Origin of the sequence: Leifsonia sp. NPDC077715, assembly GCF_040686855.1 — a bacterium.
GTDB lineage: Bacteria > Actinomycetota > Actinomycetes > Actinomycetales > Microbacteriaceae > Leifsonia.
In genome coordinates this window covers 736,704-749,795 of sequence record NZ_JBFBOG010000003.1, presented here as the reverse complement: position 1 = coordinate 749,795, position 13,092 = coordinate 736,704, and the positions used below count along the sequence as shown (strand labels likewise).

Here is a 13,092-nt window from a genome sequence, read left to right as displayed (position 1 = left end):
TTAGAGCGCGGCGACCTGCTTGGCGATCGCAGACTTGCGGTTCGCCGCCTGGTTCTTGTGGATGACGCCCTTGCTGGCCGCCTTGTCGATCTTCTTCGCGGCGAGACGCAGCGCCGCGCTCGCCTTCTCCTTGTCGCCCGCCACGACGGCCTCACGGGTGGCGCGGATGGCGGTCTTGAGCTCGCTCTTGACGGCCTTGTTGCGCTCCTGCGCCTTCTTGTTCGTGCGGTTGCGCTTGATCTGCGACTTGATGTTTGCCACGAGTGGTCACTTTCGTTTCTGAGTGAGTAGGGATGTGCCGCTCAGCGGAGAGGGCGCCTTGCGGCGTTTCGTGCGGACACATCCACACGCAAGCCAACAAACAACTCTACCAGCGCCCTGCGCTCCCGCCAAAACCCGCCGCGGCGCAGGTCAGACGCGGGCGGGAGCGTAGCTGCCGACGAGCAGCTCCTCGAGCAGCGACGGGCCGTTCGGCTCCCAGCCGAGGTCGATCCGCGCCTTCGTCCCGCGCGCCTGCTGGTCGAGCAGCAGCGCGTCCGCGAGCTGTTCTCCGAGTCGCGACCGCGACTCCTCCACGGACTCGCCGGCCACACCGCCGGCTACGCCCGCCGCCTGGGCGGCGGCCTCGCCGAGCTCGCGCACGGTCGGGTTCTGGCCGCCCGCGCCGATGTAGGTCGCACCCGCCGAGCCGTGCTCCAGCGCGAGCACGTAGAGCGCCGCGAGGTCGTCGACGTGGACCGTCGCCCAGTGCTGCGAGCCATCGCCGATCAGCCGCAGGGCCTCGACACCGCTCCCGCGAGGAGCGTCCGCGATCACGTTCGCGAGCCCCTTGCCGTACCCGTAGACGATCGACGGCACGACGACGATGCCCCGCACCCCGTCCGCCTCGCGCACGAGCGCTTCGGCGGCGCCGCGCCAGGCGGTGAGCGCCGGCGGGGCAGCGGGGGAGTCCTCGGCGATGTCGTCGTTGGACCCGTAGGTCCAGACGCCTCCGGTGTGGACGAACGGCTTGCCCGTTCCGGCAAGCCCGGCCAGCACCGCCGGCACCAGCACCGCGTCCACGTCCTGCGCCGACGCCAGGTGGATGACGCCGTCGCTCTCTCGCGCAGCCCGCTCCACGAGGGCCGCGTCGGTGGCGTCGCCGATCAGCGCGGTAGCGCCGGCGGCCTCGACCGCGGCCGCCTTCTCGGCGTCGCGGACGAGCGCGGTGACGGAGTGGCCCTCGTCGAGAAGGCGGGGGAGGACAGAGGATCCGATGAAGCCGGTGGCACCGGTGAGGAGGATGGTCATAGTCGTCCACAACGCCTGTGGAGAGCCCGCATTCCCCAGATCCGGGCTCCGCCCCAGATGCGGGTTGCGCCGCGCGTAGGCTCGATCCATGACTTCCACCACCATCGCCATCGTCAACGGTTATGTCGTCCCGGTCTCCGCGGAGCCCATCGAGAACGGCGTCGTCCTGGTCAGAGACGGCGTCATCGAAGCGGTCGGCGCCGCCGATGAGGTATCGGTGCCGGAGGGCGTGGAGGTGGTGGATGCCGCCGGCAAATGGGTGCTGCCGGGCTTCATCGAGTCGCACGGCCATGTCGGCATCCACGAAGAGGCGAACGGTCCTGCGGGCGACGACACCAACGAGATGACGACACCGAACACGGCCGCGGTGCGGGCGATCGACGCGATCAACATCGACGACGAGGGCTTCCGCGACGCACTCTCGGGCGGGGTCACCTCGGTGGTGGTCAAGCCCGGTTCCGGCAACCCCATCGGCGGGCAGACGGTCGCGATCAAGACGTGGGGCGGTCGGACCATCGACGAGCAGGTCATCCACGAGGCGGTCAGCGTGAAGTCCGCCCTCGGCGAGAACCCGAAGCGAGTCTACGGCGGCAAGAACCAGACGCCGAGCACGCGGCTCGGGGTCGCGATGATCATCCGGGAGGCGTTCGTCGCGGCGCAGAACTACCGGGCTGCGCGCGACAGCGCAGCGGCCGAGGGCAAGCCGTTCGACCGCGACCTGTCCAAGGAGACGCTGGTGCGCGTCCTGGACGGTGAGCTGGCGTGGGACCAGCACACGCACCGCCACGACGACATCGCCACCGCGCTGCGGCTGGCCGACGAGTTCGGCTACCGGCTCGTCGTGAACCACGGCACCGAGGCGCACAAGATCGCCGACGTGCTCGCCGAGCGCGACATCCCGGTCATCTTCGGGCCGATGTTCACCTCGCGGTCGAAGGTCGAGCTGCGCGACCGGGCCATCGCCAACCTTGCCGTGCTCGCGAAGGCGGGTGTGCGGGTCGCGATCACGACCGACCACCCCGTGGTGCCGATCAACTTCCTCATCTACCAGGCCGCCCTCGCGGTGAAGGACGGCCTCCCACGCGAGACCGCGCTCGAGGCGCTGACGGTCAACCCGGCCGCCTTCCTGCGGCTCGACGACCGGGTCGGCTCGCTGACCGCCGGCCTCGACGGCGACGTGGTGGTGTGGTCGGGCGACCCGCTCGACGTCAACTCGCGTGCGGAGCGGGTCTTCATCCAGGGTTCGGAGGTCTACCGGTTCGAAGACGGGCATGGTCACGTCGTGGAGCGCGCCGAGCGTTTCGTCTGAGCACGTCCGGACGTGCGCGTCACCGCGCGTGCGTCCGGGGGCCGGGGGTTCATGGGAGAATGGCCGGACGATGTCACCACGAGCTCTTCAGGCCCTCGAGCCCGCCGCGACCGACCCGGCCTCCCTGCGCAACTTCTGCATCATCGCGCACATCGACCACGGCAAGTCGACGCTGGCCGACCGCATGCTGCAGATCACCGGCGTGGTCTCCGATCGGGACATGCGGGCGCAGTACCTCGACCGCATGGACATCGAGCGCGAGCGCGGCATCACCATCAAGAGCCAGGCCGTCCGGATGCCGTGGTCGGTCGACGGCGACACGTTCGCGCTGAACATGATCGACACCCCCGGGCACGTCGACTTCACATACGAGGTGTCCCGGTCGCTCGCCGCCTGTGAGGGCGCGATCCTGCTGGTGGACGCCGCGCAGGGCATCGAGGCGCAGACGCTCGCGAACCTCTACCTCGCGCTCGAGAACGATCTGACGATCATCCCGGTGCTCAACAAGATCGACCTGCCTGCGGCCGACCCCGACAAGTACGCGGAAGAGCTGGCGAGCCTCATCGGCGGCAAGCCGGAGGACGTCCTGCGCGTGTCCGGCAAGACGGGCATGGGCGTCGAAGCGCTGCTCGACCGGGTGGTCGCCGAGATCCCCGCCCCGGTCGGCGTGGCCGACGCACCCGCCCGCGCCATGATCTTCGACTCCGTCTACGACAGCTACCGCGGCGTCGTCACCTACGTCCGCATGGTCGACGGCAAGCTGCAGCCGCGCGAGCGCATCCAGATGATGTCGACCCGCGCAACGCACGAAATCCTCGAGATCGGCGTCTCCTCGCCCGAGCCGACCCCGTCGAACGGCCTCGGCGTCGGCGAGGTGGGCTACCTGATCACCGGTGTGAAGGACGTCCGCCAGTCGAAGGTCGGTGACACGATCACCTCCGCCGCGAAGCCGGCGACCGACGCGCTGCCCGGCTACACCGAGCCCAAGCCGATGGTGTTCTCCGGTCTCTACCCGATCGACGGGAGCGACTACCCGGAGCTGCGCGAAGCGCTCGACAAGCTCAAGCTCTCCGACGCGGCGCTCGTCTACGAGCCCGAGACCTCGGTCGCCCTCGGCTTCGGGTTCCGTTGCGGTTTCCTCGGGCTGCTCCACCTCGAGATCATCACCGAGCGCCTGTCGCGCGAGTTCGGCCTGGACCTCATCACGACCGCGCCGAGCGTGATCTACGAGGTGACGACCGAGGACAAGAAGACCGTCACGGTCACCAACCCGAGCGAGTTCCCGGGCGGCAAGATCGACAAGGTGGAGGAGCCGATCGTCAAGGCGGCCATCCTCGCCCCGAAGGACTATGTCGGCGTCATCATGGAGCTCTGCCAGAGCCGCCGCGGCTCCCTGCTCGGCATGGAGTACCTGGGCGAGGACCGCGTCGAGATCCGCTACACGATGCCGCTCGGCGAGATCGTCTTCGACTTCTTCGACCAGCTGAAGTCCAAGACGGCCGGCTACGCCTCCCTCGACTACGAGCCCTACGGCGAGCAGGAGTCCGACCTCGTGAAGGTCGACATCCTCCTCCAGGGCGAGACGGTCGACGCGTTCAGCGCGATCGTGCATCGCGACAAGGCCTACGCCTACGGCACCATGATGGCCTCCCGCCTGCGGGAGCTAATCCCGCGGCAGCAGTTCGAGGTGCCCATCCAGGCCGCGATCGGCGCCCGGATCATCGCGCGCGAGAACATCCGCGCGATGCGCAAGGACGTCCTCGCCAAGTGCTACGGCGGCGACATCACCCGAAAGCGCAAGCTCCTCGAGAAGCAGAAGGAGGGCAAGAAGCGCATGAAGATGGTCGGCCGCGTCGAGGTCCCCCAAGAGGCGTTCATCGCCGCGCTCTCCGGCGACACGGAGAAGAAGGACAAGAAGTAGCGGTCACCCTCGCCGGTACACGTTCACCAGCACCCCCGACGCGAGCGGCCGGGTCGACTCCAGGGTGAGCCGCTGGTGCGGGAAGCCGTCCGGGAACAGCTTCTTCCCCGTCCCGAGCACCAGCGGGTAGACCATCAGCCGGTACTCGTCGATGAGGTCGGCCGCGGCAAGCGTCCGGACGAGCTCCGTGCTGCCCCAGATGCGGATCTCGCCGTCGATCTCGTCCCGGAGCCGCGCGACCTCGTCGGCGACATCCGGACCGAGCAGAAACGAGTTCTGCCAGCCCAGCTCGGTGACGGTCCGCGAGACGACGTACTTCGGGACGCGGTTGTACCGGCGGGTCAGCTCACCCTCCAGCCCCGGTGCGTCCTCATCCCACACGCCCCACGAGCGCGCCCAGATGTCGTAGGTGGTCCGGCCGAGCAGCAGCGCCTCGGTGCGGCTCTCCCAGTCGAGCACGAGCGAGTCGTCGGAGCCGTCGTCGTGCTCCGCGTCCCAGTCCAGGGCCCAGCCGCCGTAGGGGAAGTCGCCCGAGGGGTCCTCCTCCGGTCCGCCGCCGCCCTGCACCACGCCGTCGAGCGTGATGAACGCCTGCAGCACGATCCTGCCCATGGGTGCTCCCTTCGCTGCGAGTCCTGTCCACTACAGCACGGCCGCCTCCCGGGCTCCAGACCCCCGTTTCGCGAACCTGCGCCGGATGGCGGAAGATGGATGACATGCGGCGCTCCAGCTTCACCGACCAACCCGTCACGTACGGGGCGGTCGGCGCCACCCAGGCGGCGGATCTGCTGTACTACCCGCCGAAGGGCTACAAGCCGCTGGAGCGCAGCATCCGGTTGGGCAGCGGCGACGAGCGCTTCGACGCCGCGGCGACCGCGCTCATGGCGTGGGGCGTGCAGAAGGGCAGCGGCATCCTCGTCACCGACGTGAACGAGGGCACCGGCGTGCAGTACGAGGGCGTCGAGTTCGGGCCCGACGGCACACCGATGCGGATGCGCGCCAACCGGCCCGAGGAGGACGTCTTCGCCGACGATGGCACCCCGTTCGTCCGCAACGGGATGACGGCGGTGCTGAAGATCCCGTTCGGCCCGTTCAAGGTGTCCGCACCCATCCGCGTGGTCTATGTGATCGACGAGCCGCACCGGCGCGGCTTCGCCTATGGGACGCTGCACGGCCATCCAGAGAGCGGCGAGGAGCTGTTCCTGGTCGAACGCCACGACGACGGGACCGTGTGGTTCGTCCTTCGCGCGCTCTCCCGGCCCTCCAACGCCTTCTACCGGCTGGTGTCGCCCGTGCTCGGGATGGTGCAGCGTCGCTACACCGCCAAGTACCTCCGCGCGCTTCACCCCGCGAGCTCCGCCTGATGCCGAGCACCCTGCCCCTGGGCGACCCGGCCCCCGCCGACGGTCTGCTGCCCGCGAGCGCGGCGGACGGCGCCGGCGACCGCGACTTCGGCGTGTACCTGCACGTCCCGTTCTGCCGCGTCCGCTGCGGCTACTGCGACTTCAACACGTACACCGCGACCGAGCTGCGCGGCGTCTCCCAGTCCGAGTACGCAGGCCACGCCGTCCGCGAGGTGGAGTTCGCGGCCGGTGTGCTCCGCGACAGCGGCCTCCCGCATCGCCCCGTCTCCACCGTGTTCTTCGGCGGCGGCACTCCCACGCTGCTCCCGCCGGGCGACCTCGCGGCCATGCTGGGCGCGGTCCGCGACGCCTGGGGGCTCGCCGACGGCGCCGAGGTGACCACCGAGGCGAACCCCGACTCGGTGGATGCCGACGACCTCCGCCGCCTCGCCGACGCCGGCTTCACGCGGGTGTCGTTCGGGATGCAGTCCGCCGTCCCGCACGTCCTGGAGACGCTGGAGCGCACCCACGACCCGGCGCGCATCCCGCTCGTCGTCGGCTGGGCGCGCGAGGCCGGACTCCAGGTGAGCCTCGACCTCATCTACGGCACGCCGGGGGAGTCGTTGGACGACTGGTCGCAGAGCCTCGACACCGCGCTGGCCTGCAAGCCGGACCACCTGTCGGCGTACGCGCTGATCGTCGAGCCGGGCACCAAGCTCGCGCGGCAGATCCGCTCGGGGCAGGTGCCCGAGCCGGACGACGACCTCGAAGCCGACATGTACGAGCTGGCCGACCAGCGCCTCGCCGACGCCGGGTACGACTGGTACGAGGTCAGCAACTGGGCAACGGATCAGACCCACCGCTCCCGGCACAACCTCGCCTACTGGCTCGGACACGACTGGTGGGGGATCGGCCCGGGCGCGCACAGCCACGTCGGCGGCGTCCGCTGGTGGAACGTGAAGCACCCGGCCGCCTACGCCCAGCGGGTGCTGGCGGGCGAGTCCCCGGCAGCCGGGCGCGAGACGCTGGACGCGGGAACGCGGCACGTCGAGCGCGTCCTGCTGCTCAGCCGCATCCGCGAAGGCGTGTCGACTGCGGAGCTCGGAGACGCCAGCCGCCACGAGATCCCCGGCCTCATCGCCGACGGCCTGGTGGACGGAAGAGCCGCCCTCCGCGGGTCGATCGTGCTGACCTTGCGGGGGCGGCTCCTGGCCGACGCTGTGGTGCGCCGGCTGCTCGCGGACGAGGCCGCGTGAGCGGCCGAGTCGCTAGCTGACGAACTTGATCGCGATCGGATACGTGTAGTACTCGCCCTGGTTCGCCTTGATCGCGGCGATGATGCTGAACACGATGTCGAGCACCCACGCGGCGATGATGATGAAGATGCCGATGACGACGATCGACAGGATGCCGCCGACGACGTAGGCGATGAAGATCGTGATCTGGAAGTTCAGCGCCGTCGCCGCGTGCGCCCGGACGAACGGACCGCGGTCCTTCAGCACCAGGTACCCGATGAGCGCCGGGATCCAGCTGAACAGGATGCCGCCGATCTGGATGAGGGTCGCCCAAAGCTTCTCGTCGGCCGGGCTGAGCTGCTGCGCGGCGCCGCCGTAGGGCTGCTGCGGCGGGGGCGGCGGAGGTGTCGCGGACATGGTGCTGTTCTCCCTTGTTGGACAGGGTGGACATGGTCGGCCTCAGCCTAGGGCGTGAAGCCCCAGCCTGAGAAGAGTCTGAACGCGTCGGTTACTTGATGAAGCGGAAGTTCACCGGGTAGCGATAGGTGCCGCCGCTGTTCACGCGCACGAAGCCGAGGATCGAGAACACCAGGTTCACGATGTACAGCGCCCACGGGATGAGCAGGCCGAAGAGCAGATAGCCGATCCCGTAGGTGAAGCTGCCGATGATCACCCCGATGATCTGCGAGGCGATCCAGGCGAGGATCCAGGTGATCTGCCAGTTCAGGGCTTCCTTGGCCTCCTGGTTGGTGAGACGTCCGCGGTCCTTGAACACGAGGTAGATGATGAGGGAGGGGAGGATCCACAGGATGCCTCCCAGATGGGCGAAGGCGGCCCACTGCTTGTCCTGCGCGGCATCGAGCGGGGCGGCGGGGGTCGAGGCGTACGGCTGCTGCGGGGGGACGCCGCCGGCGGGGTCGGCGGGCTGATTCGGGTCTGACATCGGCGTAGCCCTTTCATGATCGGTTGCGACACGCGTCGAACCGGTGCACATACGGTACTGCCGCCGTGTCACAGCCGACAATCATCCTGACCGCGTTTCCTCGCGGTAGGATTGGCACTCAGGAACAGCGAGTGCTAATCGGTCGACGGGAGGCGGGCATGGTCTCGGAACGCAGTCTCGAAGTGCTGCGCGTCATCGTTCAGGATTACGTGGCGTCGCGGGAGCCGGTGGGATCGAAGAGCATCGTGGAGCGGCACTCCTTCGGCGTGTCCGCCGCGACCATCCGGAACGACATGGCCCTGCTCGAGGAGGAGGAGCTGATCGCGGCTCCGCACACCTCCTCCGGGCGCGTCCCCACCGACAAGGGCTACCGCCTGTTCGTCGACCACCTGGCCGAAGTGCGGCCGCTGTCGACCGCGCAGCGCACGGCCATCGAGACGTTCCTCGGCGCGTCCGGCGACTTCGACGAAGTGCTCTCGCGCACCGTGCGCCTGCTCTCGCAGCTGACCAACCAGGTCGCGCTGGTGCAGTACCCCTCGGTGACGCGCTCGCGCATCCGGCACATCGAGCTGGTCGCGCTCGCGCCGCGGCGGCTGCTCAGCGTGCTCATCACCGATTCCGGTGCGGTGGAGCAGCGGGTCATCGAGCTGCCGGCCGAGCTGAGCGACGAGGATGTGGCCGAGATCCGCGGCGCGATCAACGGGGCGGTCGCCGGCCTGACCCTGACCGAGGCGACCACCCGGATGCGCGACCTGCCCGCCGCACTCACCGACCGCACCCGCGCGCTGGTCGAGCCCGTCGCGAGCGCCCTGCTCGATCAGATCGCCGCCAACCGGCAGGAGAAGCTGGTCATGGCCGGTGCGGCCAACCTGGTCCGCACCGAGCTCGACTTCCCGGGCAGCATCACGCCGGTCCTGGAGGCGATCGAGGAGCAGGTGGTGCTCCTGCGGCTCTTCGACGAGATGGCGACCGACCAGCACGGCGTGGCCGTCAGCATCGGCCGAGAGAACGCCGTCTTCGGGCTCACGGAAGCATCCATCGTCTCCAGCGGTTACAGTGCGGCAGGAGCGGATGTGGCCCGCGTGGGCCTGCTCGGTCCGCTCCGCATGGACTACTCGGGCAACATGGCGGCCGTCCGCGCCGTCGCCCGCTACCTCTCCCGGCTGCTCGGCGACCAATAGGCGCCGGCAGCCCGAATCACAGCACGACGAAAGAAGAAGGAACAGCCCACGTGGCCGACCACTACGAAGTCCTCGGTGTCGAGCGAGACGCCAGCCCCGACGAGATCAAGAAGGCGTACCGCCGCCTCGCGCGCGAGCTGCACCCGGATGTGAACCCGAGCGCCGAGGCGCAGGAGCGGTTCAAGCTGGTGACGCACGCGTACGACGTCCTCAGCGACCCGCAGCAGCGTCAGCAGTACGACCTCGGCGGCTCCGGCGGTTTCGGCGGAGCGGGCGGGGCCGACTTCGCTGGCTTCAGCGACATCTTCGAGACGTTCTTCGGCGGGGGAGGCGGCGGGGGCCGTGGGCCGCGGTCGCGCCGCGAGCGGGGTCAGGATGCGCTGCTGCGCGTCGAGGTCGACCTCGACGAGGTCGTCTTCGGCACGCACCGCGACCTCGAGGTCGACACGGCCGTCGTCTGCGAGACCTGCAACGGCTCCTGCTGCCAGCCGGGAACCCAGCCCGTGACCTGCGACATCTGCCACGGCACCGGCAGCATCCAGCGGTCCGTCCGCTCGCTGCTCGGCAACGTGATGACCTCGAGCCCGTGCGGCACCTGCCGCGGCTACGGCACGGTCATCGCCACGCCGTGCGTCACCTGCCAGGGCCAGGGTCGCGTGCGCGCCCGCCGCACCGTTCCGGTGGACATCCCCGCCGGCGTCGACACCGGCCTGCGCCTGCAGATGCCGGGCAGCGGCGAGGCCGGCCCCGCCGGCGGCCCGAACGGCGACCTCTACCTCGAGATCAAGGTGAAGCACCACGAGGTGTTCAGTCGCGACGGCGACGACCTGCTCTGCACGCTGGAGCTGTCGATGACGGACGCGATCCTCGGCACGACCGCGACGGTGAAGGCGCTCGACGGCGACATCCGCCTCGAGCTCAAGCCCGGCACGCAGTCCGCCGACATCGTCACGGTCAAGGACCGGGGCATCACGCACCTGCGCGGCAGCGGCCGCGGCGACCTGCGGGTCGGCATCCAGGTGGTCACGCCGACCAAGCTCGACCACAAGGAGAAGGAGCTGATCAAGAAGTTCGCCTCCACCTACAAGGGGTCGCAGCCGTCGCTGGCGCACTTCCAGCAGGGGCTGTTCGCCAAGCTCCGCGACCGGTTCCTCAACCTGTAACCGTGGCGTCGCTCTACCTGCGCGAAGACCTGGCCGATGTGGAGGTCGGAGGCCGGCTGTCGTTGACCGGCGCGGAAGCGAAGCACGCCGCGACCGTGAACCGCACGCGGCCCGGGGAGTCGGTGCTCATCGGCAACGGCCGCGGTCTCGTCGCGTCGGGCGAGGTGCTGGTGTCGACGAACACCGAGCTGACGATCGACGTGGAGTCGGTGTCGCGCGTGCCGCGTCCCACGCCGGCGATCACGCTGGTCCAGGCACTGGCCAAGGGCGACCGCGACGAGCTGGCCATCCAGGCGGCGACGGAGCTGGGGGTGGATGCGGTGGTGCCGTGGTCCGCCTCCCGCTCGGTGTCGCGCTGGGAAGGTGCCAAGGTCGTGAAGGGCCGAGAGCGCTGGGCGACGATCGTGCGGGAGGCGGCGAAGCAGTCCATCCGCGCCTGGACGCCGGAGGTGGGCGAGCTCTCGACGACGAAGCAGATCGCGGCACTGGCTGCGGGCGCGCGCGTGCTCGTGCTCGAACCCGATGCCGAGGCGCCGCTCACGGGGATCGCGCCGGACGGCCGCGACCTCGTGCTCGTCGTCGGCCCGGAGGGCGGGATCGCTCCCCAGGAGCTCGACGCTTTCCGGGCCGCCGGGGCGGAGCTCGTCCGTCTCGGCGAAACGGTGCTCCGCACGTCCACCGCGGGTCCGGCGGCGCTGGCGGTGCTCAACGCGGCCCTCGGGCGCTGGTAGGCCGCATCCGTACGTCACGCCGACAGCGGACAGCCCGGCCGCATGTCACCCTGCGCGAATAGGATGGAGCCATGGCAGACGAAGAGCGTTCGATCTTCTCCCGCATCATCGCGGGCGAGATCCCGGCCGACGTGGTGTACGACTCGGAGCGCGTGATCGCGTTCCGCGACATCGCGCCGAAGGCCCCGGTGCACCTGCTCGTCGTCCCCAAGACCGAGCAGTACCGCGATGTCACCGAGCTCGCCGCCGGCGACCCCGCGCTGCTCGCCGAGGTCGTCGCCACGGCGCAGAAGCTCGCCGACGAGCACTCGGACGGCGACTTCCGCCTCATCTTCAACACCGGCGCGGGCGCGGGCCAGACCGTGTTCCACGTCCACGCGCACGTCCTCAGCGGCGATCTCCAGGAAGGATCACTTGCCCAGCTCTGAATCCACCCAGCCGACCCCGGCCGAGTCCGGCGCCGAGGCGCGTCTCAGCGTCGACGGCGTGCAGATGGTCCGACTCCTCGGCCCGCAGGACCGCCTCCTCACCACACTGGAGCGGCAGTACCCGCTGGTGAACGTGCACGTGCGCGGCAACGAGATCACCCTGACCGGCGACGCGACGCAGGTCGCGGCAGCGCAGCGGCTCGTGGAGGAGCTGCTGCAGATGGTCCGCAACGGACAGGATCTCTCTCCCGCCGAGGTCACCAGCTCGGCCAAGATGCTCGGCACCGACCTCAACCTGAGCCCGTCCGACGTGCTCGGGCAGGCGATCCTGACCGCACGCGGCAAGAGCATCCGGCCGAAGACGCTCGGCCAGAGCCAGTACGTCGACGCGATCGACCACAACACGATCGTGTTCGGGATCGGCCCGGCCGGTACCGGCAAGACGTACCTCGCGATGGCGAAGGCCGTGCAGGCGCTGCAGCGCAAAGAGGTCAGCCGCATCATCCTGACGCGCCCGGCGGTCGAGGCCGGCGAGCGGCTGGGCTACCTTCCCGGCACGCTGACCGACAAGATCGACCCGTACCTCCGCCCGCTCTACGACGCGCTCAACGAGATGCTCGACCCGGACCTCGTGCCCAAGCTTCTGGCCGCCGGCACGATCGAGGTCGCACCGCTCGCGTACATGCGCGGACGCACGCTCAACGACTCGTTCATCATCCTCGACGAGGCGCAGAACACGACGCCGGAGCAGATGAAGATGTTCCTGACGCGTCTCGGCTTCAACTCGAAGATGGTCGTCACGGGCGACATCACGCAGATCGACCTGCCCAACGCGGCGAGCGGCCTGCGGCTGGTCACCCGCGTCCTGAACGACATCGACGACATCCACTTCGCCCGCCTCACCAGCGAAGACGTCGTGCGTCACAGCCTCGTCGGCCGGATCGTCGACGCCTACACCGAATACGACGCGCGCCAGCAGGCCCGCCACTTCGAGCGCGAGCAGGCGGCCGAGTTCGCCAACCGCGCCGAGCGGCGCGCCGGCTCGCCGCGAGACCATCTGCCGAAGCGACGATAAGGGCCGCCGTGAGCATCGAGATCAACAACGAGTCGACCATCGAGGTGGACGAGTCCGCCCTGCAGCGGCTCGCCGCGTACGCGTTCGACATCCTGCACGTCCACCCGGACGCCGAGCTCGCGATCGTGCTCGTCGACGAGGCGGCCATGGAGCAGCTGCACGTGCAGTGGATGGACGAGCCCGGCCCGACCGACGTCCTCAGCTTCCCGATGGACGAGCTCCGCCCGGGCACCGAGGAGGAGCCGTCCCCGGCCGGGCTCCTCGGCGACGTGGTGCTCTGCCCGCAGGTCGCGCAGGTGCAGGCGGAGACCGCCGGACACAGCCTGCAGGACGAGCTGCTGCTGCTGACGACGCACGGCATCCTGCACCTCCTCGGCTTCGATCACGCCGAGCCGGCGGAGGAGCGCGAGATGTTCGCGATCCAGCGCGACATCCTGGTCGGCTTCGGCCGCTACGACCGACAGCGGTAGGAG

Annotated in this window: 15 protein-coding genes; 10 read left to right on the top strand and 5 right to left on the bottom strand. The window is 69.6% G+C overall.

From position 1 onward, the window contains the following. Together rpsT and AB0P25_RS17470 are read right to left on the bottom strand one after the other, a co-directional pair. Positions 1 to 261 (bottom strand): 30S ribosomal protein S20, encoded by a 261-nt coding sequence (rpsT, locus tag AB0P25_RS17475; RefSeq protein ID WP_363809048.1) that lies wholly within the window; start codon positions 259 to 261, stop codon positions 1 to 3. Between the two features lie 150 nt (positions 262 to 411). Continuing rightward, positions 412 to 1,290, bottom strand: coding sequence for an NAD-dependent epimerase/dehydratase family protein (locus AB0P25_RS17470; RefSeq protein ID WP_363809047.1), 879 nt, complete (start codon positions 1,288 to 1,290; stop codon positions 412 to 414). A gap of 88 nt (positions 1,291 to 1,378) precedes the next feature. Here AB0P25_RS17470 and AB0P25_RS17465 point away from each other — a divergent pair, with 88 nt between their 5' ends. Both AB0P25_RS17465 and lepA read left to right on the top strand, forming a co-directional pair. Then, positions 1,379 to 2,599, top strand: a complete 1,221-nt coding sequence (locus AB0P25_RS17465; protein ID WP_363809045.1) for an amidohydrolase — start codon at positions 1,379 to 1,381, stop codon at positions 2,597 to 2,599. A 70-nt stretch (positions 2,600 to 2,669) separates the two neighbouring features. After that, on the top strand, positions 2,670 to 4,520 hold the full coding sequence (lepA, locus tag AB0P25_RS17460) for a translation elongation factor 4 (RefSeq protein WP_363809043.1): 1,851 nt from the start codon (positions 2,670 to 2,672) through the stop codon (positions 4,518 to 4,520). Positions 4,521 to 4,523: 3 nt separating this feature from the next. Here the strand turns inward: lepA and AB0P25_RS17455 are convergent, their stop codons facing one another. After that, a complete protein-coding gene (locus AB0P25_RS17455; protein WP_363809042.1) occupies positions 4,524 to 5,132 on the bottom strand; it encodes a dihydrofolate reductase family protein in 609 nt (202 codons plus the stop codon). Between the two features lie 104 nt (positions 5,133 to 5,236). Here AB0P25_RS17455 and AB0P25_RS17450 point away from each other — a divergent pair, with 104 nt between their 5' ends. Continuing rightward, complete coding sequence (locus tag AB0P25_RS17450; protein WP_363809041.1) at positions 5,237 to 5,884, top strand: DUF1990 domain-containing protein; 648 nt, start codon at positions 5,237 to 5,239, stop codon at positions 5,882 to 5,884. Then, entirely contained in the window at positions 5,884 to 7,119 is a 1,236-nt protein-coding gene (gene hemW / locus AB0P25_RS17445) for a radical SAM family heme chaperone HemW (protein WP_363809038.1), read from the top strand. Before AB0P25_RS17450 ends, hemW begins: the two co-directional genes overlap by 1 nt. Positions 7,120 to 7,131: 12 nt before the next feature. On the opposite strand, the gene AB0P25_RS17440 is transcribed toward hemW, so the two are convergent. Both AB0P25_RS17440 and AB0P25_RS17435 read right to left on the bottom strand, forming a co-directional pair. After that, on the bottom strand, positions 7,132 to 7,515 hold the full coding sequence (locus AB0P25_RS17440; RefSeq protein WP_363809036.1) for a DUF4870 domain-containing protein: 384 nt from the start codon (positions 7,513 to 7,515) through the stop codon (positions 7,132 to 7,134). 91 nt (positions 7,516 to 7,606) lie between these two features. Further along, entirely contained in the window at positions 7,607 to 8,041 is a 435-nt protein-coding gene (locus tag AB0P25_RS17435; protein WP_363809035.1) for a DUF4870 domain-containing protein, read from the bottom strand. Positions 8,042 to 8,199: 158 nt separating this feature from the next. Here AB0P25_RS17435 and hrcA point away from each other — a divergent pair, with 158 nt between their 5' ends. The 6 genes from hrcA to ybeY all read left to right on the top strand — a co-directional run bounded on the left by hrcA (position 8,200) and on the right by ybeY (position 13,089). After that, entirely contained in the window at positions 8,200 to 9,222 is a 1,023-nt protein-coding gene (hrcA, locus tag AB0P25_RS17430) for a heat-inducible transcriptional repressor HrcA (protein ID WP_363809034.1), read from the top strand. 50 nt (positions 9,223 to 9,272) lie between these two features. Then, entirely contained in the window at positions 9,273 to 10,385 is a 1,113-nt protein-coding gene (dnaJ, locus tag AB0P25_RS17425) for a molecular chaperone DnaJ (protein ID WP_064109072.1), read from the top strand. 2 nt (positions 10,386 to 10,387) lie between these two features. Continuing rightward, positions 10,388 to 11,116: a 16S rRNA (uracil(1498)-N(3))-methyltransferase gene (locus AB0P25_RS17420; RefSeq protein ID WP_363809031.1), complete on the top strand. Its 729-nt coding sequence runs from the start codon at positions 10,388 to 10,390 to the stop codon at positions 11,114 to 11,116. Between the two features lie 71 nt (positions 11,117 to 11,187). Further along, a complete protein-coding gene (locus tag AB0P25_RS17415) occupies positions 11,188 to 11,544 on the top strand; it encodes a histidine triad nucleotide-binding protein (protein WP_064109070.1) in 357 nt (118 codons plus the stop codon). Continuing rightward, positions 11,531 to 12,619 carry a PhoH family protein gene (locus tag AB0P25_RS17410; protein WP_363809030.1) on the top strand — a complete coding sequence of 363 codons (1,089 nt, stop codon included), beginning with the start codon at positions 11,531 to 11,533 and terminating at the stop codon, positions 12,617 to 12,619. The genes AB0P25_RS17415 and AB0P25_RS17410 overlap by 14 nt, the downstream gene beginning before the upstream one ends. 8 nt (positions 12,620 to 12,627) lie before the next feature. After that, a complete protein-coding gene (ybeY, locus tag AB0P25_RS17405; RefSeq protein ID WP_064109068.1) occupies positions 12,628 to 13,089 on the top strand; it encodes an rRNA maturation RNase YbeY in 462 nt (153 codons plus the stop codon). The last annotated feature ends 3 nt before the right edge of the window (positions 13,090 to 13,092 follow it).

Bases quoted from the DNA above. Each gene is read 5' to 3' on its own strand.
- lepA (WP_363809043.1), top strand. From the start codon at position 2,670: ATGTCACCACGAGCTCTTCAGGCCCTCGAGCCCGCCGCGACCGACCCG.
- AB0P25_RS17465 (WP_363809045.1), top strand. From the start codon at position 1,379: ATGACTTCCACCACCATCGCCATCGTCAACGGTTATGTCGTCCCGGTC.
- AB0P25_RS17415 (WP_064109070.1), top strand. From the start codon at position 11,188: ATGGCAGACGAAGAGCGTTCGATCTTCTCCCGCATCATCGCGGGCGAG.
- AB0P25_RS17435 (WP_363809035.1), bottom strand. From the start codon at position 8,041: ATGTCAGACCCGAATCAGCCCGCCGACCCCGCCGGCGGCGTCCCCCCG.
- AB0P25_RS17470 (WP_363809047.1), bottom strand. From the start codon at position 1,290: ATGACCATCCTCCTCACCGGTGCCACCGGCTTCATCGGATCCTCTGTC.
- hemW (WP_363809038.1), top strand. From the start codon at position 5,884: ATGCCGAGCACCCTGCCCCTGGGCGACCCGGCCCCCGCCGACGGTCTG.
- hrcA (WP_363809034.1), top strand. From the start codon at position 8,200: ATGGTCTCGGAACGCAGTCTCGAAGTGCTGCGCGTCATCGTTCAGGAT.
- AB0P25_RS17450 (WP_363809041.1), top strand. From the start codon at position 5,237: ATGCGGCGCTCCAGCTTCACCGACCAACCCGTCACGTACGGGGCGGTC.
- AB0P25_RS17440 (WP_363809036.1), bottom strand. From the start codon at position 7,515: ATGTCCGCGACACCTCCGCCGCCCCCGCCGCAGCAGCCCTACGGCGGC.
- AB0P25_RS17455 (WP_363809042.1), bottom strand. From the start codon at position 5,132: ATGGGCAGGATCGTGCTGCAGGCGTTCATCACGCTCGACGGCGTGGTG.